Source organism: Priestia sp. TRM10 (assembly GCF_057808375.1).
On sequence record NZ_JBJZOT010000002.1, the window covers coordinates 431,676 to 453,834 of the forward strand.

The window sequence follows — 22,159 nt, forward strand, 5'->3', positions numbered from 1 at the left end:
AAGAATGAAGTGTTCATGTAGACATTTAGCCACCATACCAGTTCATTGCTCGCTCATTTAAATCCACCCAAACATGTTTTGTCTGAGTATACATTTCTAGAGCTTGTACCCCTAATTCGCGTCCAAATCCACTTTGTTTTGTTCCGCCAAATGGGGCTCCACTATCCAGAAAGCTATACGCATTCACCCAAACTGTCCCGGCTTTAATTCCGCGTGCCATGCGATGTGCACGTTTTAAGTCATTTGTCCAAACTCCAGATGCTAATCCATAAATGGTTTCATTTGCTTTTTGAAGGGCATCTGCTTCGTCACTAAATCGGATAATGGAAGCTACTGGTCCAAAAATCTCTTCTTTAGCAATCGTCATTTGGTTCGTAACATTTTCGAAAACAGTTGGTGTGAAGTAGTATCCATCTCCAGCTCTTGTAAAGCGTTCTCCCCCCGTTACTAGATTGGCGCCTTCTTCTATTCCTATTGATACATACTTTTCAATTTGTTCCAGCTGTTTATTTGAAACTTGAGGACCCATTTGGGTTGTTGTATCAAGTTGATTTCCAACACGTATAGATTGGGCTTTTTTTGCGAAGCGTTCTATAAACTCATCATAAATTGAATTTTGGACAAAGATTCTAGATCCAGCTGCACATACTTGTCCTTGGCCGAAATAGATTCCGAAAGAAGCCATATTTATCGCATCTTCTAGGTTTGCATCATCGAATATAATATTCGGTGATTTTCCACCAAGCTCTAGTGAAACAGGTTTTAAATGTTTACTTGCTGATTGCATAATAAGTTGGCCTGTATGAGTCGAACCTGTAAAAGCAATCTTATCAATTCCAGGATGAGAAACTAGAGAATTACCTGCTGTATGACCAAATCCTGGCACTACATTAATAACTCCATCTGGAAGACCTTCCTCTTGGAATATCTTCACTAACTCCAAAATGCTAACTGGCGTTTGCTCTGCCGGTTTTATGACAATTGTATTACCCGCTGCAAGAGCAGGAGCGACTTTCCACATTGTAAGCATGAGCGGGAAATTCCATGGAACGATTGCTCCGATCACTCCTAAAGGTTCTCTTAATGTATAATTAAATCGGTTCATTGGAGAGGCCAATGTTTCTCCACTTAGCTTATTCGTCATACCCGCATAAAACTCTAAAACATCAATTGTCGCTGGTATCTCAATCAATTTAGTTTCATTAATTGGTAACCCATTATCTGCTGATTCTACTTCAGCAAGAAACTCTGCTTTTTCCCTCATTTTTAAGGCAACTTTATATAATAAGCGTCCCCGTTCACTTGGGTCCATTCGTGCCCAAGGCCCATTTTCAAATGCTTGCCGAGCTGATTTAACAGCATATTCTACATCTTCTGTTCCTGCCTCTGCTACAAGAGCATGCACTTCCCCAGTCCCAGGATTAATAGATTCAAAGCTTCTGCCTGAGACGGAATCAACCCATTTTCCATCAATAAACATCTTATAATGTTTCATATCCCAATATCCTTTCTACTGTAGTCTATAGAGTAACTCTCTGCTAACCTTGCTCTAAGCAATTCCTTATCCATGTGGTTTAGCTTATAAGTCCCTTCCAGTAATTAAAGATTATCAAGACACAGCCTAAATTTATTGGATAAATCGGAACAATCAGAATATTTTTGATAATAATATAAAAAAAGCATTCTTTATAAGCAAAGAATGCTTTTTTGCATAACTCTATTTATCAGAATCAGACTCCTTCTTATCTCTTTCTAGTAAGCTTATATGGGGTTATATATCCAAAATCCCTAAATTCATTAATGAGATGGGACTGATCATAATATCCATTCTCGTAAATAACATCATTTACTGTGTAATGGTGATTATTCAACAGCATATTTAATGAACATTGAAACCTGATAATTTTACTAAACAGTTTTGGAGAAATACCAATGTGAGTTTCAAATTGTTTACGTAAATATCTCGTTGAATAGCCTACTTCATTCGCTAATTGATTCATAGATATATTGCCCCTCGTCGAGTAAAGAAAATGTATAGCTTGTTCCACAGGGGACGATGTATGAAAATCAAGCAAGATATTTCTCAACGTTTTATTAAATATATCTATCCTCTTTATAAAATAATCTTCTTTTACAATTCTTTCTACAATTGTATTATCCATTGAAATAAGCTCAATTAAAGGAAGTTCTTGATCATGCAGTTCCTTTAAAGTATAGTCCATTTTTTGAATATGATAGAGATATGGAATTCTAATACCGAAGTAAGTCGTATTTGGGATCAGATTTATACACTTACTTTTACTAACATTTCCACAAACTTTTGCACCTGGTAAGCGTTCATCACAGCTAATTAAAATATCAATACATCCATCTGGCACAACCGTAACTTTCTCTTTTATATCTCTCACTTTAAATTGATAGAAAATGAGAATAGGCTCATTTTTTAAACCTTTTTCCCTATGTTCCACATAATACTCTGTGTAAGATTTAAATTCAGGTTGGGACGGTAAATAGCTATTATTTTTTACGTTAGGTAAACAAATCACCATGTATATCTCCTTTAAATATTTAATGGGATATTAATCATAAATGTTTATGTAACTTCTTATATCTTCATAATATACAGTTCATTCCTTAATCCTTGATAAACATCAACCACTCCAAAGAAAACGCTTACATTAAAACGCCTATTATTTCAACTCTAGAATGAATCTCATATAAAATTGAAATAACAATGTTGTATATGTATCTCTTATACCTATCTCCAACTTTGTTGTATCTATTATATATATTCTGCTAAATAGACTCAAGAATTTGTCAGAATATTCTTTCTTATAAGTCCGTATCTTACCTATGCTACATAACCAATGCTTTTCCCTTCGTAATGGTGTCCATTAGCTTTCTTGGACTGTAATAGCTAAATTTTTTATATTCATTAATTAAATGCGCTTGATCATAATATCCACTTTCCTCAATTATATCCCATATTGAATAATTGTTATCGTTCATAAGCATAGACAGAGAGCATTGAAAACGAGCAATTTGTGAAAATAACTTAGGAGAAATTCCGATATCTTGTTCAAGTTGTTTACGTACATATCTTGTTGAGAATCCTAACCTCTGAGCTAAATCGTTCATTGTGATATTTCCTTTACTTAAATGTATGTTATATAAGGCATTCATCACAATTGGAGAATAACGATCTTCATTTAAAAATAAGGTACCTATTGTTTCTTGAAATCGCTGTATTCTCCCTTCAAATGAAGGGAGAATAGCTAATTGATGTGCAGGATCGTCTAATGACAATATATCCTTTATTGGCATTTCACACTCAACTATATCTTTCATAGAACAATTCCATTTTAAAGATTCTCTTCCTAGAGGAAATCTCACGCCGAAATATTCTGCCCCTGGAGTAAGTTGGATTTCCTTACTTCTAAGAACACTTCCGCAAATTTTTCCATAAGGGGTTTGAGGAATACAAGTAAACAGAATATCTATACTTCCATCAGGAATTACTATCATTGAGCTAGAAATAGAATGGCATTTGAATTGATAATACAAAATTGATAATACAAATAAGACTTGTTTCTTTTTTGATCAAACTCTCTCTTTTCTATATAATAAGCTGTCTTCATTTTAAACTCGGGTTGTAAAGGAATCTGAAAACACCATTTTTTCCTGTTACTCATATTACACCCCCTCTTTCTCTGTTCCTCATCTATCTTAGAGCTATAGTAGATAGTAACATTATGAGAGCAAGTAGGGTTTAAATCTTCTTTTTTGTTAACTTACTTTACACGATATATTTTAATCATGTACTAAATATGATTGATATATCATTTGTGCGTTTTTTCCAAATCATGTGGTCACTTCCATCCCCCCAGTAATCCTTCAACAAATAATGGGGTTCTCCTAGTTTTTTCTTCCATATTTTCTGTGCATTGACGTATCCGCTATCCAAACAAAATTCTTTAATTTCCCGATTCTGCAAAGTAAGAATCATTACATTGAAGAGTAGGGTTCCTATACCCATTCCTTGATAATTAGGATGAACAAATACCGTTCCTATCTCATTCAATTCTTTTAATTCACCATTTGTACAACGATTAATCAGATCACTAGCAGGACCATATTCAATAGTACCAATAACTTGATTATGCTTTTTATCTAGAGCTATTAAAAAATATCGGTCCTTTCCACAGCTATCAAAATCACATTTTAAATATCTTTTCTTGTCTTTAATTTCATTTTCCATATCCTCAAGTAACGCTGATAAACCTTCTTTGGCAAATGTATCTTGAATGACGGTTTTAAAAAAATGATGAATTTCCTCATTTTCTTCCATTCGTGGTCTCCTAATTTCAACCTTATTCACTTAAAATCACTCCTTACGATTCTAAAATCCCCTTTTCAATTCAACCGTCATACTTTTTATTTGGTCAGTCCCATAACAGCTACATAGTTAGCTATGCTCTTTACGATTTTACTGTTCTAGCAGCCTATAAATACAATATATCGAAAAAAACTTTCTTTGTTTATGGCCTCTTGCTTAGAAATAATGAAAAAGCTCAAAAAATAATTTGAGCTTTCTTCAGGTTGATTGATTATTCTTCTTCGAAAAGTGCTACAGGACTAAATGCTTCATAATGAATATTTTCTTTTGATACACCCCATTTTACTAATATGTTCAGAATAGATTCCATAAATGGAATGGATCCACACAAGTAAAATAAGGATTCTTTCGAAGGAACAGTAGATGTTAATACTTCTAAATCAATGATTCCTTCTTTATCAAAATCATGACCCATCCGGTCCTCTTCATTAGGAGAGCTATAACAAATAAATGATGTGACGTTTTCTTGATTATCAGCTAATTCCGCTACATGTTCTTTAAAGGCATGTGTTTTACTATTCATGGTTCCATGAATAAAAGTCACTTGACGTGTAGATTGTGTTTCAACTAAAGTATTCAACATGCTGAGTACAGGCGTAATCCCAATCCCTCCACTTATCAACACAATGGGTAATTTACTATGATCAAGAACAAAATCTCCTGCTGGAGCGGAAAATTCTAATTGTTCACCAACCTTTACTTGATTATGTAAATAGTTTGAGACAATACCGTCTGGACTATCATCATGAGCATCTTCGCGTTTTACACTGATTCGATAATACGGTTTTCCTGGAGATTCTGAAAGACTGTAGTGACGAATATGAGTATACTTTTCACCTGGTATCGTTGCTTTTAACGTCAAATACTGTCCAGCTTTATAAGAAGCAATCGCTTTTCCATCAGCGGGTTTTAAATAAAATGATGTGATACTATCGCTTTCTTCAACTTTCTTATCTACGTAAAAACTTCGATATCCATTCCATCCACCAGGCTGACTCTTTGTTTCTTCTTCAAGATTCTTCTCAAGGTTAATGAAGGCATCCGCAATATATCCATACGCCTTTCCCCATGCTTCAATAATGTCATCAGAAGCAGCAGCTCCTAAAACATCCTTTACTGCTTGAAGTAAAGTCTCACCCACAACGGGATACTGCTCTTCTTTCACCCCTATAGCACGGTGTTTTTGAGAAATTCTTTCGATTACAGGTTTGATAGCATCTAAGTTTGTAATGTGTTCCCCTGCAGCATAAACCGCATATCCTAACGCTTCCTGTTGAATTCCACGTTTCTGATTTGTTTGATTAAACATATTGTACAGATCAGGCGCTTTTGCAAATAGTAACTCGTAAAATCTTTTGCCAATTTCTTTACTATGTTCTTTTAAAACCGGTACTGTTGATTGCACAATCTCAATTGTTTTAGGGTCAAGCATCTCGTTTCATCCACCTTTTATAATTTATTGAGATAAACTATAGCGTTTATACGATGTAAGTTGGACATATGTACCAATTGATATTATGTACAAGAACTGTTATACATATCCATACTAAAAGGACATTCTGCCTCTTTATATCCAGATTATGGTAGTGAATTAAATAGATAATAGGCAACTCTTTACGCTCTCTTACTTTAATAACCGGTTGTCACTGTCATATAACTTAAATAGCCTTCTATCATCCAAATGACAGAAGGCTATTTAAAGTGAGATAACTTGTTCACCCGCATATTTATTATTTATCAGACTTTTAACAAGTCCACTATTATATATTTAAAAATTTGCGATAATAAAAAGAATCGAGTTATTATAAAAGGCTTATTTAGCTGTGTATCCACCGTCAACAAGAAGTGTTGTCCCTGTTACAAAGTCATTTTCAGCTAAGAAAATAACAGCATGTGCAATTTCTTTTGGTTCACCTAGTCGACCAATAGGATGTTTGGCTACTAGACCGTCATAGTACTCACCCATTGCTTCTTTGTTCACTAGTCCAGATTCGATAAATCCAGGAGCTACAGCATTAACTCGAATATTACGATCTGCATATTCTAATGCAACAGACTTTGTTATTAAATTAACAGCGCCTTTACTTGCAGCATATGGAATAGAAGTTGGTTCACCAACTGTCCCCAAAATAGAAGAAGTGTTAATAATAGAACCGCCACCCGTTTTAAGCATTTCACGAAGAGCATATTTAATCCCGTAAAAGACACCATCTTGGTTCACAGAAATCACTCTCTTGTATTCTTCATCCGTTAATTCGTGAGTAGGTGTTTGAACACCAACCCCAGCGTTGTTAAAGATAATGTCTAACCCTCCAAAATGTTTGACGGTTTCAGAAACAAGATTTTCAACTGATTGCTCATCAGCCACATTAACTGTGATAAATAAAACATCCTTATATGTTTTTTTTAACCCTTTTTCGACGCTTACTCCAGCTTCATTATTGTAATCTCCAATAACGACTTTTGCTCCTTTTTCTAGAAAAGCTTTAGCAGTAGCTAATCCGATACCAGAAGCACCACCTGTTACAATTGCAACTTTGCCATCTAAGTTTGTCATAATCTAATTCCCCCTTGAAGTAATAAAAAGGATTAACACGCTCTTCGTATTTTTTCTTATCTTCTCATTTTTATACTCCTACCCTGAGAACCAAAACAAAATAGATGATATAACCTCTGCTACCATTTTTGAAAAGCGCTAGAGAAGCTACATAATCACTTTCCCCACCGCTTCTGGTGCCAATTTTCACTTTATTACCACAATCAAATTAGTTGATTTGTCTAGTCTTTGATCCCTTACTTTTATTTAACATATAAAAGTAAACATTGAAGAATTAGATAATGAGAATCTAAGAAAGTTAGGTTCCATTGCTTTTCCGAGAAAAATACTAAAAATATAATAAATATAAAAAGCTCCCTGTTAGTAAACAGAGAGCTTTTTATATTTAAGTTATTCATTTAAGTGAATGTAAAGCTTTTTAATAAAACCTTGATCTATATCGACCGTGTAAAAAGTACCTAAATTATGATACAGCTTTTCTACCACTTTCAAGGCGTTATGATAAGCTGTTTTCAATTCACACTCTCTTAGTTTTGCAGTTATTGAAGCATAGTCATGATAAGATTCAACACTTATATCCATTTCCAAGTTTTTGGTGCTATTTAACCAACGTTCTACCGTTTTTTCCTTTACTCTTATGAGTTGTAATATATATTTTTGCACTTGTGTTAAAATCTCTAAAGAACGTGCTAACTCTCTTCTTTTCATTACATTTAGACCCATCAGCCAAGCGTTTACAACGTTATTAAAAGCAAAACTTACGTTTTTATCTGTCATTCTTTCTGGACCAGATCCACCTAATCCTTCAAGCAAAGGCCGTAATTGTTCTGTAGAATCGTAAATATACATCGACTCAGGGTTTGGGAAAACTCCAGTAGATTTAAAACTTTTGATTATTTCCATTTTTGATTCAGGGAGAAAATGAAATTCTCCCCGAATCATATTTGAAAATATGACTACCTCTGTTCCATACTCATTGTAAAATATCAAATCAGCAGCATTTACTTCAGAGATCCAATGTCTTGAGTTAAAATGATTTATATCATGATTTCCAATAAATATATAAAACTCAATATCTGAATACTGATCTCCTTCCCCTTTAGTAAAAGACCCATACATCATACAAGCTGAGACTGATTCATCTTCGATACATTTATTTTTAACGTTTTGAATGATTTTCTTTTGAATTAGCAAATTCAACACTCCCTATCTTATATTTTCATTTTTAGATAAGGAAGTTATCAAATACTGGACAGCATGAGCAACACATATAACGTGCTCCTTCCGTTTTTAATTAATAGAAGTATAACATACCTTGTAAGTGACTCCGTTATTACACGAGTAAGAGATATGTTTCATCTTATTCAAAAAATGCTTGAGAATATTGAACAACCCCCTGTGTGTTTTTAAGAGCATCCTTAGTTAACTCCATGGCCATAAAGACTTCGTCCGGGACTTCGAATGGTGATTTTATATTCCATAAACTTGCTGGTTTGAATCCGAATTTTGGATAATAATCTTGATGACCTAATACAATAACAGACTGATAACCAAGCTCTTTTGCTTTTCTTAATGTATGAGTAATTAATGAACTTCCGATTCCCTTTTTCTGATGATTTGGGGATACAGAAACTGGGGCAAGAGCCAGAGAATCTACAGCCCTATCATCATTTACGATTTTAATTTTAGATAACATAATATGTCCTACAATTTCGTTATCTACTGCCACTAATGAAAGTTCAGGAATAAATGCATCAGATGCTCTCATCCGATGTACAAGTTCATGTTCTTTCTGATCGCTAAACTCCGCATTTGAAAATGCTTGTTTTACAAGTTCTTCTGTTTTTTGATACTCTTCCTGACTTTCTTGTCTAATCATTATCGCCATTTCATCTCACCCTTTACGTTTTCTTATCTCTTTTTGAATTTTACGAAGCGCCTTTTTGGAACCACGTTCTATATCATGCTGCGTTTTTCGGGTAGTATAATCAATAAACAATGTCTCTAAATCATAGCCATCTGGATATAGTTCTTTTGCTGATATCTCTAGGGAAATCCGTTTAACATTTACTTCCATAAATTCTTTATCGTAGAACACTACAACATTATAGAAATTATCCATTTCTTTATAGATAATCCCAAAGTCATTATAGTCTAATAATTTTACACGATCACCTTTTTTATATTCATTCTTTTCTTCCGTCTTTTCTTTACTAATCTTAGGTTTTCTTATTTTATTATCGTCTACCCGTTCTAAATGGTACCCTTTGTTCTCCATATAGTACTTTGCTCTTTGTAGCACATTTTCTCGTACATTCATTTTCCTAGAAATCCAAAGTGCATTACTTTCTCCTGATTTTCCTATTAATAATTGATACATTGGTTCTAATGTATCGCTATTAAATTGCATGGCTGCATTCATAAAATCGCTGTGCATTTCGGAGAAACGTTTGATTTCGCCATAATGAGTTGTCGCTACTGTGATACATCCCATTTGGTAAAATTCCTCTAAAATTGAAATCGCGAGTGCAGCTCCTTCATTCGGCTCTGTACCACTTCCTATTTCATCAAATAGTAAAAGGGTATTATTGTTGGCTGCTCTCATAATCTCTGATACATTTTTCATATGAGATGAAAATGTACTTAGCGCATTTTCCATACTTTGATTGTCTCCAATATCAACAAAGATGTTTTCAAATACGGCTATTTCCGTTTCCTTGTTTGAAATAATGTGAAAGCCTGACATAGCTGCTAATGTGACTAATCCTATGGTTTTTAGCACAATGGTTTTCCCGCCAGCATTAGGACCCGTAATAATCAAGCTACGATAATCTTTCCCTATCTCAAAATGAAGTGGCACAGCTTCTCTTGTTAAAAGGGGATGTTTACAATCAACTAATTTGATATATCCATAATCATTTAACTTCGGTTCTATCCCTCCGACATGCTTACTGAACTTTGCCTTCGCAAACACCATATCATATTGACTAATAAGCTCCATATTGATCTTAATTTCATGAATGTTCTCTAAAAGCATTCCTGATAACGTAGCTAATATTTGATACTCTTCTATTGCCTCTTCAGCTTTTAGACTTGAGAGTTCTCCATTTAACTTTGTAATAGTATTTGGCTCGATAAAGACAGTAGAACCTTTAGAAGAAACCTCGATTACTGTTCCTGGAATCTGATTTTTATAGGAAGCTTTAATAGGAATTGTATACCGATCATCTTTTTTACTAATAAAGAACTCTTGAATATACTTTTTATATGAACTGCTATTGAGAAATTTATTTAAGCGTTCCTTTATTTTTTCTTCAGCCGCTGCCATGTTATTGCGTATTCGTTTTAGCTCTTTACTTGCAGCTGAATCTACACGATTTCCCTTAATTGAAAAATTAATTTCTTCCTCAATACTTTTATATTCAGTCATTGAATTGGCGTAAGATGTTAATAGGGGCGCGAAAAACTCTTTATTCATCATAAATTTTTTCATTTTTCTACACCCTCTTAAAAAGTCTGATACACTTACCAACTCACTTGGATCAAGCATCATCCCTTTTTCAAGATTTTGGATTGTATGATCGATATTAGATATACCTAAAAACGGCACGTGCCCCTCTGCATCTAAAATTGCTCGTGCTTCTGTTGTTTCATTTAAGCGATTTTTAACTACTTTTATATTTGTACTCGGCTTTAATTTATCCAGTAATTGTTTACCTAATCCACTTACACAATAAGATCTAACAATCTGTTTTAATTCGTTATATTGTAACTTTTCATAAGTCGTGTGATTCATTTTTCATTCTCCTCACTGTGATTTATTCATTTCACAAGCGAAGATACCTACTCATTAGATTTCAATGAGGTTTCAAACATAAAAGAATATTATTTACTACTTATCTAAACACAAAAAAGCTGCGGGGATACCGCAGCTTTTTACATTACAAGGCAAGTGTAATATACATAAGGAAATAAGCCATTAAAATAGAGCTATTCCCTTACTATTACATGCTTTATAAAGTACTGTAGGTATCTTCATAGGTTTTGAAATAAATCCATAGCAAAATACAGGCACATTTTGTACCTCATTCACTTCTGCTATCGTATTTATTTCATTTAACTTTTCCTATTTAGAACCTACCGCACTCACAAAAAGCACCTCTCATTAATTTATTGGAATTTTCATTGAAATCTAATTTAGTATTTTTATCATACTATGGATGGTTAAAAAAGTAAAGTTGAAATAAATTTTTGTTCTTAGAAATTACTCTTTATTTTTCTTATAGTAATCCCCTATTTTATCTATACGGTTGGTCCATATGCCCCCTGAATAATCGTTTGGAAGCCTTTTTAAATCTTGGATAAAATCAAAACCAGTTGAAAATTCACTTCCATTTCCACCAACAATAATGGTACGAGTATTTACGTCATCCATTCGATTTAAAAAGCGGTTTGGCCATCCCCAGAGGATGGGAGCAATTTTTTCTGGTATATGTAATTCTGTATTTTCACAGGCATTTGGTACATTCCCTGTCCATCCTGTTGCTATATATGGAATAAGACAAGCTTTCATCGTTGCTTTGGACATAACTTTTAAATTTGGCATTTCCTTTTTCAATGAATCAATCGGTTCGTCTCCCCCATAAACCGTTATATTTTCCAAGCGCTTCTTAGAAAATTGGGATAAATACTGGGCTAGTTTTCTTCCTTCCTCTGGATCATTACTTTTTACATGAATAAGAAACGCTTGATGAGGAAAATGTTCCATTACTTCATTCAGGGAAGGCATAAGGTTAACTCCTTGACCTCGAAAAGGATATGTTTTTCCTCCATCAGCCGTATATCCGTATCCAATATCTAATTTTTTCAACTCAGCCATTGTATAATCTCTTGTAACGCCCCTTCCATTTGTTCGGCAATCTAGTGTCCAATCATGAAATACGGCAAATTGATTGTCTTTTGTGATATGCACGTCAAGTTCAACCATATCAGCTCCATCCTCAAAAGCGGCTTCCATAGATGGAATGGTATTTTCTAAAAATTGGTGTTCCGGTTTGTAAATCCTTTCGGCTGTACATGTATCATTTTGAATATCTTTCATAGTAAATGTTTGTGCAACACCTCGATGAGCAAGTAAAAAGGGTTGACTCTCTCTTTTCTGAGCTAGTAAAGAACTATTATTAAAGTAAATAAAAGCTATGATCACCCCGAAAATAAGCCATGTAGTTCTACGTTTAAAAGCTTTTTTTAAAAACTTCATAGTCTCCTCCAATTAGTCAATATACCTTGTTATCCATTCAGAATCATATAAAAGAACATGATTAAATTCAATAATTCAAGGATTATAATTTCCTATTAAAATAATTATGAATGCTTCATCATATTAGGAATTATCGGTAGTAAAAGATACCTCGCCTTTTTTATATGAACACCAAGAGATAAGGAGTTATTTTCCCTTATTCTTGTAATCATTCGTTTTCACGAGATCTGTTAAGAACCTCGCTTTAGCTTCTCTATACTCTTCCATACTTTCACCGTTAAATTCTTGTTTAATTTGATCGTATTGTTGTCTCAAATTTTCATTTTCCCTTAAAACCTCGGTGATTTTCCAACATATATCGAGAGATGAGTTTCTTACTGTTAATTGGATACCTAAAGGAGGGTTTCTGGTGTCATCCTTAAACGAAATAAATGTATCAGATGACACACTTCCCTCATTGATATTATAGTGTTTTACTAGAACCTCTTTTGATGAATTAAAATGCTCTTGATTCACTATTACTTGAATATCTACATCCCCTTTAGTAAGACTTCCGGGTACGGATGTACTTCCTACATGATAAATCTCCGCATGGGGAAATAATGACTGTAACTTTGTTTTTTCTTCTAAGAATAACGGTTCAACTGCTTGACGAAATACATGTTCTGCTTGAAAGTAAACTTTCTCTTCCATAATAAACCCCTTTGACTAGAAGTATAGTGAATTTTTGTTTCTAAAGAACTTTACGAACCTAATTGAATGTTGCCTAATGAATGCTGTTTCTCAACTTCATACTTCAGGTTAATATTCATCACCCCTCGAATTGTAAGCGTTTTCTTATTGTTGGTAAATTTACATAGACCATTCTAGGGAAGTGAATAAGCCATAGACTCTTTATTAATAAAGAGTCTATGGCTTTTTTCTCTTTTATTCATTTTAATTTTAGATCATGTTTTTATATATGTGATTATTTGTAATGTTAGTAAAGCATCTCTTAATGCATTACTAACCCACCATCGACATTTAAGCATTGACCCGTAATAAAAGAGGCCAAATCAGAAGCTAAAAATAATACGCTTCCAGCAATATCTTTAGGCTGGGCCAAGCGGTGCAAAGGTGTCAATTGAATAATTTTGTTTCTGATATCTTCCTTTGTTTCATGGCTTGAATCAGTTGGATAAGTCAGACCTGGCGCAACGGCATTAACAGTAATACCAAAACTGCCTAATTCCTTGGCGAGGTTTCGGGTATAACCAAGCAATGACATCTTCGCTGTTGTATAGTCGTGATAAGGAACAATTGGAAAATGAATTAAATTACTAACCATATTAATCATTCTTCCTGACATTTGATTTTTCATATGAGGCATTACAGCCTTACATATATTATAAGCGCCATGTACGCTTCCTTCCCATTGTTTGTTGTAATCTTCCCATTCCATCTCCCACGCTGTTTTTCTCGTTTTAGGGTTAAAGGTATAGTGACTTAATGCATTGTTTACAACTACATCAATGGCACCAAAGGAATCAACAATGGATTCGATCATTTCATTTACTTGATTGCTATCTGTCACATCTGCCCTAATCGCAACGGATTGACCGCCCATTTCCTCAATTTCCCTAACAACTTTACCCGCTAGGTTCTCATTGTTCAAATAATTAATAACAACAATTGATCCTGCGGCACCAAACTGTCTGGCCATCTCAGCTCCAATCCCCCTGCTTGCTCCTGTAATTAATACTATTTTCTGCTTTAAATTCATTGTTACTCCACCTTCTATTCAACATCTGGATCAAAACGTTCTAAGTGCTCTTCTACATTCCGTTCAATATCTGTCATTCTTACAAGATCAAGGAGATTAAATCCTCCATCATGGTGCCAACCTGGCTTTGCTTGATTCATTTCTCCAACTGGAGTAATCCTATTTACCCCTAATTCTCCTAGGCGGCCGGCTAGTTGGAATAACCTCGACGGAGCTACTGCAAGCCCACATGACTGTAGATATTGTTGATACGGCTTAATAATATGAACTGCCTGTTCAATTGATTCTACTACCGAGTATACGTGAATAGAGCGATTCAAGGGAGAACCTTCAAATCCGAGTTCTTTATGATAAATAACAGTCCAAGATGTACCCCTTTCGCTTGAAAGAACTGTTACATTATCTTGTTGCAGGGACTCTAGCTCAAAGCGGCTTCTTAACCGTTGAATAGACATGGCCTCTTCATCTGTTAGCTTCGCTCGCGGTCTTTTTTTATGATAACGTTCAAGTTCTGCACCTAACATTTGAGCGAATTGTTTTGCACTGATTCCTCCTCCTTCTTCCACAAAAACGGTTTGTGGAGATAGACAGCTTTGTTGGTCATAGACACTGATGTCCTCCGCTACTTTTTGAATGGTTTGATAGTACAAATCGGGAGTCAAAGCTTCTTTGCCAATTAAAGAGAAGCTAATTTTATGCCCATAGCTTAAGAACTTCTTATGAGGGGGAACCTTGCTTCTCAATTTTTCAACAGTATTATTCGTTCCGTAGACAACCACAGCGTCGCTAGTTTCAATGGTCGTCACTTCTAATTCGTTTGTTCCCCCTTTCCACGGGAGTATTGCAATCGTTTCGGCAAGTCTTTCATCAACCTCCGCTAATGACTCTGTAAATAAAACAGGGAACAGAGGTTCAGCCATTGAGACTTTTCCGATCGCACTTGATTTCACCATAAGCCCCATAATTAAACTCCAAATTTGAACTCCTGGAACATTCCCAGAGAAAACATGAAAAATAGTACGTGGTCCAAAAGCTTTGCTCATACTGCCAGATTTTCGAGGGCGAAATTCATCTAACATTGCAGGCTGATCGAACTCCTCATCAAGAAAGCGCAGTAATTCTTTTTTTCGAAAGGTACGCATATATCTTTTTAATTGCAACCGAACCATCTCTTGATCATAACCCGTTATAAGGGGAATGACTCTTTCTGCTAACTTACGAAGCGGATAGTCTGGATTCAGCCATTTTTGAACGGCCATATCAATTTTGTTGACAATATCAGTAATAGGCATAGCAGCTAAATACTGGTCACGATTGAGTTGCACTTGATGAATGATTCGCTCTAACACATCCACTGTAATAACAGGAATTTTTAATGTGAAAGTAATGTCACTACTTTCAATTGTTTTCAACTGGAATTCGTTTAATTTAATGGAATTAGGTACACGAAATGCATTCAATTCTTTTATATTTTTCACTACCTTACCGCACCACCTGAATTTGACTGTATTAACTGATCAACGGCAATAGAACAGCCTCTTGCCTCTGAATCTTTTATTCTTCCAAGAAGAACGAAGCCATTTTCCGTTTGATACCCCAAATCTTCTGTTAAAAGGGCTAGACACGAATTCCAATTAGCAAGATCGTAATGTGCAATAACCCCTTTCTCTCCCTGTTGGACAGGTTCTAGCGTTTCCGTATTTAAAATAACGGTTTTTATCCAGGGAGCTGCCGCTTTGTCATGGATAACAGACCTATTTAAATAGCTACTTAGAATTGTTTGATCATAGATTTGAGAACTAAGCTCTGTCATTCCATACATATTGATGCATTTATCACGACCAATTTGAAAATACGTCTGAAACTCAGTGTACAACTGCTCCATATCCACTTCCCGTGACTGGCCTTTAAAGCCTCCTGTATCAAAGATTCGGCTTTTTTCTGGTAACCGGAACTGAATTTGCTTTTCCTTTAAGTAATCAAGTATATGAACATAAGCAAAGCTTGCTCCCATTAGCATTACAGGCTCTCTTTGCTCCTCGCATCTTTTTAATTGGGAAACGAGCCTTTCGAAATTAAGTCCCTCTTCACTGAAAAAGAATTCACTATTCTCGGTTCCAAAATAGGACACAGCATTTGATAAGTATCTTGATAATGAAGAATTTTGGTTAAGATCTTCTGCTGGTGAAAGGACAAAAATAGTCATTTTCTCATAATCTGGCATAACAAACTGCTTAAACGGTCCTTTCATAGAAGCATCCCACATAGTAAGATCAGGATGATAATTCTTCCCTTTTGCCTCAGGATTCGTTGTCCCGCTTGTCATAAAAACAGCTTCTGCTTCCTCAATTGGTTCACAAGATAACGTTAATTCCTTATACCCCTGAATCGGCATTGGGGGAATATCTATCCATCTCTTCACTGTTAGGGGCGTTCTTTTTCTCGCCTGACAAAATTTCTTATAAGCCTTATTATGCTTAAACTGATATTGAAACAATTTTAGTGCCAGCTCGTTATATGTCGCTTCAGCAATATCAGGATTCGTTTGCTTTTCCTGCGTATTACTTTCAATGAACTGTAAGATTTCATAAGTAATCATTTGTGAATCTTCTCTCATTCTAAATGCCCTCTTTTCAGTCTATTAGGTATAGTGATAAGTATTAGTTGTAAAAAGATAGTAGTGAATGCTCCAATTAATAAACTATTAGAAAGCATTGTACCTAAGATTCCATCCATATTACCGGAATAGTGAGGTAATGAAAGTGCAAGCACTATGGATAACCCGATGATAAGATAATTTTTGTCCGTATTTTCTGCCTTAGTAAGAATAGAAATCCCCGTAGACACAAGGGTAGCGGCAGCAGGCAAAAAGATTCCTCCTACAACAGGAGAGGGTGTTAAAGCAAGTAATGCCCCGATTTTTGGAAAGAATCCAAACAGTAGGAAAATACACCCTGCCACCATAACCGGATATCTCGAACTTACTCCTGTCAATCTTAGCAATCCGACATTTTGAGCATACGCAGTAGTAGGAAATCCTCCGATAAGAGAAGATAGGAATGAACCAGCCGCTTCGCCTGCAAATCCATTGCGAATTCTTTTTTTGTTAATTTCAGTATTCAGCATTTCACCTGAAGCCTGGTATACCCCCATTGCTTCAATAATGGCTACAATATATACGACAAAAAAAGTTAAAAAGGGTTCCCATTGAAACGTTAAATGTCCATATGGAAGGAACTGTGGAATTCCAAACCATGGTTTACTTTCAATCAGAGAGAAATCAGCTTTTCCAAGCATAACGGCAAGGATGTCTCCAACAACTAATGCAATTAAAAAGGAAAAAGATTTCCATAATCCTTTGCCAAAAAGAGATAAACTTAACACAATGAGGGACGTTGTGATTGATAATGTTAATGTTGATGGACTTGCAAATGATTCATCCCCAGGCGCCCCTCCCAAGAATTCAGATAGAGTGAACTCTGCTAAAGATATTCCAACAAGAAAAATGACCGTACCTGAAATAACAGGGGTAAATAGTGACTTTAAACGGCCGATAATGCCTGTAATAGATAAAATAAACACAATAATTGCACTTAGAAAAATACCGCCGCTCGCAGCAGCTAGGCCGTTCGCTTTACCAGCCGCAATCATAACCGAATCAAAAGCAGCAGATGGACCTTGAACAATAGGTAATCTTACTAGCTTAGTAGCCTGAATGAATGTCACTAAACCAGCTACAATGAATATAGCACTTACGATATTTGCCGATTGTGAAAGGGGTAAACCAATCATTGCAGCAACAAAGATTGGGTCTAGCCAAACGTTTGAAACACAAACATGCTGCAATCCATAGAGAAATGTTTTTGAAGACGACAATTTCTCATCCAATGCTAGCTTTTCTTCATAATGATTAGTAGTATCTTTTGCTTCTTCCTTCATAGTTGTCTCCTTACGCCATAGTGTTTACAATTCTGATCTAGGATGCCATAAAAACGAATATTTTGTTTTATTACATAAATTCCCCCTTCTGCTTTATTTCAGTTAATCTGTTCAAGTGCCTATTTTTTTAGGATTTTTAAAATGGGTTGGTTCTAAAAGCACTCCAAACGAAAATAGAGCATAATAAAAACCAGGCCCACTTTTGGACCTGGTATAGTATAGTAATAAAGAATAATGTTTATCTTAGCTACTTTCCTACGCTGGTATAATCCAGATCAGGTCCAAAGGGTTAAAAAACATCAGTTTTTCTCTCAGCCCCGTTTCGGGCACCCCTAGTAGAATTGTATATTTATTTATCGACTCTAATGATAACTTTAAAATCTAGATAAGTAAAGACTGATATAATGGTGGAAAACTTTACATTCTAATAAATTAGCCTCTATTCTTTTGATAAATAATGATAGACAGTTTCAGTCACAGGAACTCCTTCTTTCAGTCTCATTTCCTCTTTTACTTGCTCAGGCTCTCCTGGTACCATGACCTTTGAAAATCCTTCAGCAGGTGTTATTTCATGAAGTTCTTTTATCATTTGATCCATATTGGCTAGAAATGTATCATGATCCGTGAAAATAGTCGGGTTAATGGCACATAAGAAATGTCCAAGTTTGCGTTTCTTTGAGTAGTCACCATACATTGCAGTAATATGAGGGCCAAATGCTGCTCCAGCAAGTAGTCCTGAAAGCACGTCCACTACCATAGCAAGTCCATAACCTTTAGGACCAGCAAATGGCAACAAGGCTTTGACTTCGTTTGGATCTGTAGTCGACTTTCCTTTCCCGTCCACTCCCCAATCAGAAGGAATAGAGGTACCAGCTTCGCGCGCATGAAGGACTTTTCCAAAGGCGACATTGCTTGTAGCCATGTCAAGAATCACTGGTTTATGTTCAAGCGCAGGAAACCCAAACGCGATTGGGTTTGTACCAAAAAAAGGCTTAGCTCCACCAAATGGCACTACTACTTTATCTGTATGAGTCATAACCATACCAATCATTTTATGTTGGGTAGCTTGCTGTACAAAATAAGACAATGCCCCGCAGTGACTGCTGTTAATGGCTGTTACCATCCCAATTCCGTTTTTATTTGCTAATTTCATAGCATGATTCATTGCTTCCTTAGCAACTACATGTCCCATTCCGTCATCACCATCAAAAACAGCAGCAGATGGAGCTGTATCTTTTATAGAAAATTGAGGATTAGGGTTTAGTCCTCCTTCGGTTAAGCGCTTAACATAATGTTCTGTTCTTAATACACCATGAGAACTAACTCCTCTTAAGTCTGCGTGAACCAAAATATCTGCTACTATAGCCGCATGATCTTGGCGAAGACCAGCCTTTGTTAACTTCTTTCCAACAAGTTCTTTTAATTGATAATCAGCAACAATTATATCCGTCATTTGGCTAAACTCCCCTTTTTAGCATTTTTGTCTTCTTTTTTAATCTTCATGACCTTTTTGAATTTTCCTTCTTAAATTAGCTTTTTCAAAGGAATGGGAGGGATAACTAGCGGTAAATATGCAAAAATTCCCCGTTTAGAGAATTAGATGAAAATAGACAAAACACGTCTATATAGGACTACGCAAGAAAGGGTAATGAAAGAGCAGATCATCTTATTACTAAATAAAAAAGAACCCATTTTGAAAATATATCATTCAAAATAGATTCCCACGTTTAAATTTATTATTAATAATTCCAAACTCCCTACTTTATAGAAAAGGATAATCATGCTATTCTCTTAGGCGATTCAATTGGTACTTTGAACAGGATCTTTTATAGATATATTCTATTTATTGTTTATCCAGGGAATACTCTACGGCAAGCTATATGTGCTGCATGTATTCCTCCTCCTGCATTTATGGCTGCGCCAAGCGGACCACCAACAAACGCTCCATAAGCAGCCGCTCCTACAGTTACCATAGCCACACATTCATCAAAATCTGCTTCAGGATGGGAGTTTCTAAACATTACGGCTAAACCATCAGCATTTTCGCTAATCTTTCCTCGAATATCATCCGTAATTCCGTTTAAAATATTTTCACTTTCCTCGAAAGTGTGACTCAATCCGTTTTCAAAACCATTTACAGCATTATTTACAGCGTCATTGACTGTACGACCTGCACTTCTAAGCTTATCTTCAAAAGACATATGATTGCTCCTCCTAAGGACTTGATTTATCAAATTCTTATATATCTTCTTCACTTATAAGAAATTATATTCGATTCTTAAAAATGGTTCTTGGCTATTTAAGTATCCTTCGATCTTTTGAATTTTTATAATAAAGAGCGGTATCAAAACCATTCGCTTTGATACCGCTTCTTATCTCATTCTATCCTTCTACTCATAAAACGAAGCACAGTCTCATTAAACTTTTCCACTTCATCTACAAATAATGCATGGCTGCTGTTTTCAAAGAAAACGGTCTTGGCGTTTGGGATATGCTCCCCCACCCATGCAGGACCTCTCCAATCAAATACACTATCTTTTTGAGCTACTAATACTAAAGATGGTAGGTTAATGTGAGGTAAAAAGTCTCGCCAATCATACCGGGTATGATCAGCCATAATAGCCACTCGAGCAGATATTGGCGTTTTTGCCATTTCAGTAAGCATCAATTCCTTTTCCTCTTTTGAAATCTCTGTCGAAATAATAGTGTTAATTTGATTTTGATCAAAATGAGCGGTATCTAATTGAACCTGTGCTTTCATGTATTGAAAGGAAGCATCATCATAGCAGATAGCATGAGCGTACTTCCAGTCAAGATCATAATACTGTCTTGGTGTTTGCTGAACAAATATCGCTTGTCTCAGCCGTTCGTTCCCGAATAACTCAAGGTAGCTCCAGATGACTGGACATCCAAGCGACCAGCCTAGCACTGTTACATCCTGAAGATTGAGCTGAACGAGAACATCGTAAAGGTCCCTCGCCAACCTTGGTACGTGATATCCGTGATCTGGCTTATCTGAATTGCCGTGTCCTCGAAGATCAATTGTGATAACGCGGACGTTCTTTGCTAAACATTCCATATTTCGTTGGAAAAAGTGTCCGGAAAATCCCCATCCGTGAATCATCACTAGGGGACGCCCTTCTCCGTGCTCCTCATAATATATGTTTGTTCCATCATTTGTTTGAACAGTGGGCATGATTATTCACTCTCCTTTTGGCCGCTTTTTAAAACTTATAGATACTAATAAAAACCTGTTCCAAAAGAAGATTTCCCTTGATATATTCTCATAAACATAGAATAACCGACTAACCTTATTTATTGAATTGAGTTTCACTAGGATGAGAGGTGTCCTTGCGTAATGTGTTAAATATATATCCGCCTACTCCTCCTAGAAGGGACGGAATCAACCAGCCTAATCCTATATCGTACATTGGAAAAAACTCAGTGAAAAGATGATGAATTACTTTGATTTGTATTCCAGCGGCATTTAAGCCGTCAAATAAACTCACAATAAAGGTAAAAATTAAACTTCCTTGATAGACTTCTCCTCTACCTTTAAATAATGGATGGAGAAAAGTTAAAAAGATTAAAGAAATAGCAAGTGGATACATTGTCATTAATACTGGCGTTGAGACTTGAATAAGCTGTGTTAAACCTATATTAGCGACAAGCGTACTAAAGATAGATAAACTTCTGCGTTATAAGTGTTTTTCACCATGTTCCAATCCGGAGCGTCCATAGCATTATTGGTGATAAGCAGGTTCTGCAATTCGTATCGATTCATCGCCGTCTTGCTAGTATCTTGTGCTAGTTCGAGATGTTGAATCTGATTTTTCATCTCTTTCATTTCTAAGTCCTGTACGCGAATATACTGTTCTAATTGTTTTATTCTATCCCTTAATTGTTGCTCCCCTTCATTTTCTACACCTGTAGAAAATGCTTTATTTGCCACAAACGCTTCCCATTCTTGTTGTAAAACCATACGAAATTTCCCTTGTTTAATAGATGGGAGCGTTTTTTTATCAATCCACCGATAAACGGTTTTAATATGACTTGCAAGATGATGTTTCTGTGCGCTTTCAAAGACTTGTTGAATCGTTAACATGTTTTGCTCCATCTTCTTTTCTCCTCGGAGGGTTAACTTTATTTTCATTATACTTTATAAAAAAAGAACAGCGATAAATTTAGATTTATCGCTGTTCTTTTTCCTTTTATTTAGATCTTTTATGCTGTAAAAAGATCCAA

Annotated in this window: 20 protein-coding genes, 1 pseudogene and 1 riboswitch; all 21 genes and pseudogenes read right to left on the reverse strand. The window is 35.5% G+C overall.

What is annotated here, in order from left to right:
- Positions 1–25 precede the first annotated feature (25 nt).
- Positions 26–1,495 (reverse strand): aldehyde dehydrogenase family protein, encoded by a 1,470-nt coding sequence (locus ACK3CR_RS02185; protein WP_488974669.1) that lies wholly within the window; start codon positions 1,493–1,495, stop codon positions 26–28.
- Positions 1,496–1,742: 247 nt separating this feature from the next.
- Positions 1,743–2,549 carry a helix-turn-helix domain-containing protein gene (locus ACK3CR_RS02190; protein ID WP_488974670.1) on the reverse strand — a complete coding sequence of 269 codons (807 nt, stop codon included), beginning with the start codon at positions 2,547–2,549 and terminating at the stop codon, positions 1,743–1,745.
- Between the two features lie 307 nt (positions 2,550–2,856).
- Positions 2,857–3,348 carry a helix-turn-helix domain-containing protein gene (locus ACK3CR_RS02195; RefSeq protein ID WP_488974671.1) on the reverse strand — a complete coding sequence of 164 codons (492 nt, stop codon included), beginning with the start codon at positions 3,346–3,348 and terminating at the stop codon, positions 2,857–2,859.
- A 173-nt stretch (positions 3,349–3,521) separates the two neighbouring features.
- Positions 3,522–3,692 carry a hypothetical protein gene (locus ACK3CR_RS02200; protein ID WP_488974672.1) on the reverse strand — a complete coding sequence of 57 codons (171 nt, stop codon included), beginning with the start codon at positions 3,690–3,692 and terminating at the stop codon, positions 3,522–3,524.
- A gap of 122 nt (positions 3,693–3,814) precedes the next feature.
- Positions 3,815–4,378 (reverse strand): GNAT family N-acetyltransferase, encoded by a 564-nt coding sequence (locus ACK3CR_RS02205; protein WP_430238496.1) that lies wholly within the window; start codon positions 4,376–4,378, stop codon positions 3,815–3,817.
- 229 nt (positions 4,379–4,607) lie between these two features.
- Complete coding sequence (gene hmpA, locus ACK3CR_RS02210) at positions 4,608–5,828, reverse strand: NO-inducible flavohemoprotein (RefSeq protein ID WP_243509328.1); 1,221 nt, start codon at positions 5,826–5,828, stop codon at positions 4,608–4,610.
- A gap of 381 nt (positions 5,829–6,209) precedes the next feature.
- A complete protein-coding gene (locus ACK3CR_RS02215) occupies positions 6,210–6,953 on the reverse strand; it encodes an SDR family NAD(P)-dependent oxidoreductase (RefSeq protein ID WP_243509325.1) in 744 nt (247 codons plus the stop codon).
- 390 nt (positions 6,954–7,343) lie between these two features.
- Positions 7,344–8,147: a nucleotidyltransferase gene (locus ACK3CR_RS02220; RefSeq protein ID WP_488974673.1), complete on the reverse strand. Its 804-nt coding sequence runs from the start codon at positions 8,145–8,147 to the stop codon at positions 7,344–7,346.
- Positions 8,148–8,313: 166 nt separating this feature from the next.
- Positions 8,314–8,841 (reverse strand): GNAT family N-acetyltransferase, encoded by a 528-nt coding sequence (locus ACK3CR_RS02225; RefSeq protein WP_243509320.1) that lies wholly within the window; start codon positions 8,839–8,841, stop codon positions 8,314–8,316.
- 6 nt (positions 8,842–8,847) lie between these two features.
- Positions 8,848–10,749 carry an endonuclease MutS2 gene (locus tag ACK3CR_RS02230; RefSeq protein WP_243509318.1) on the reverse strand — a complete coding sequence of 634 codons (1,902 nt, stop codon included), beginning with the start codon at positions 10,747–10,749 and terminating at the stop codon, positions 8,848–8,850.
- 468 nt (positions 10,750–11,217) lie between these two features.
- Positions 11,218–12,213 carry a glycerophosphodiester phosphodiesterase family protein gene (locus tag ACK3CR_RS02235; protein WP_488974674.1) on the reverse strand — a complete coding sequence of 332 codons (996 nt, stop codon included), beginning with the start codon at positions 12,211–12,213 and terminating at the stop codon, positions 11,218–11,220.
- Positions 12,214–12,399: 186 nt separating this feature from the next.
- A complete protein-coding gene (locus ACK3CR_RS02240; RefSeq protein WP_488974675.1) occupies positions 12,400–12,906 on the reverse strand; it encodes a GrpB family protein in 507 nt (168 codons plus the stop codon).
- Between the two features lie 301 nt (positions 12,907–13,207).
- Complete coding sequence (locus ACK3CR_RS02245; RefSeq protein WP_243509311.1) at positions 13,208–13,975, reverse strand: 3-oxoacyl-ACP reductase; 768 nt, start codon at positions 13,973–13,975, stop codon at positions 13,208–13,210.
- 14 nt (positions 13,976–13,989) lie between these two features.
- Positions 13,990–15,453, reverse strand: a complete 1,464-nt coding sequence (locus ACK3CR_RS02250) for an acyl-CoA reductase (protein ID WP_488974676.1) — start codon at positions 15,451–15,453, stop codon at positions 13,990–13,992.
- Complete coding sequence (locus tag ACK3CR_RS02255; RefSeq protein ID WP_243509306.1) at positions 15,453–16,592, reverse strand: LuxE/PaaK family acyltransferase; 1,140 nt, start codon at positions 16,590–16,592, stop codon at positions 15,453–15,455. The genes ACK3CR_RS02250 and ACK3CR_RS02255 overlap by 1 nt, the downstream gene beginning before the upstream one ends.
- Positions 16,589–17,914 (reverse strand): solute carrier family 23 protein, encoded by a 1,326-nt coding sequence (locus ACK3CR_RS02260; protein WP_488974677.1) that lies wholly within the window; start codon positions 17,912–17,914, stop codon positions 16,589–16,591. Before ACK3CR_RS02260 ends, ACK3CR_RS02255 begins: the two co-directional genes overlap by 4 nt.
- 235 nt (positions 17,915–18,149) lie before the next feature.
- Positions 18,150–18,258, reverse strand: a riboswitch (TPP riboswitch).
- Between the two features lie 95 nt (positions 18,259–18,353).
- A complete protein-coding gene (gene allD, locus ACK3CR_RS02265) occupies positions 18,354–19,367 on the reverse strand; it encodes an ureidoglycolate dehydrogenase (RefSeq protein WP_488974678.1) in 1,014 nt (337 codons plus the stop codon).
- A gap of 397 nt (positions 19,368–19,764) precedes the next feature.
- Entirely contained in the window at positions 19,765–20,115 is a 351-nt protein-coding gene (locus ACK3CR_RS02270) for a hypothetical protein (protein ID WP_430238481.1), read from the reverse strand.
- A 176-nt stretch (positions 20,116–20,291) separates the two neighbouring features.
- The gene (locus ACK3CR_RS02275; RefSeq protein WP_480380608.1) at positions 20,292–21,110 is read right to left on the reverse strand and encodes an alpha/beta fold hydrolase; all 819 of its coding nucleotides are present in this window, start codon (positions 21,108–21,110) and stop codon (positions 20,292–20,294) included.
- A 115-nt stretch (positions 21,111–21,225) separates the two neighbouring features.
- Positions 21,226–21,603: pseudogene (locus tag ACK3CR_RS02280) on the reverse strand (branched-chain amino acid transport system II carrier protein); the annotation flags it as partial.
- Positions 21,570–22,031 (reverse strand): helix-turn-helix domain-containing protein, encoded by a 462-nt coding sequence (locus tag ACK3CR_RS02285; RefSeq protein ID WP_480380607.1) that lies wholly within the window; start codon positions 22,029–22,031, stop codon positions 21,570–21,572. The pseudogene ACK3CR_RS02280 and the gene ACK3CR_RS02285, both read right to left, overlap by 34 nt.
- Positions 22,032–22,159: the final 128 nt, after the last annotated feature.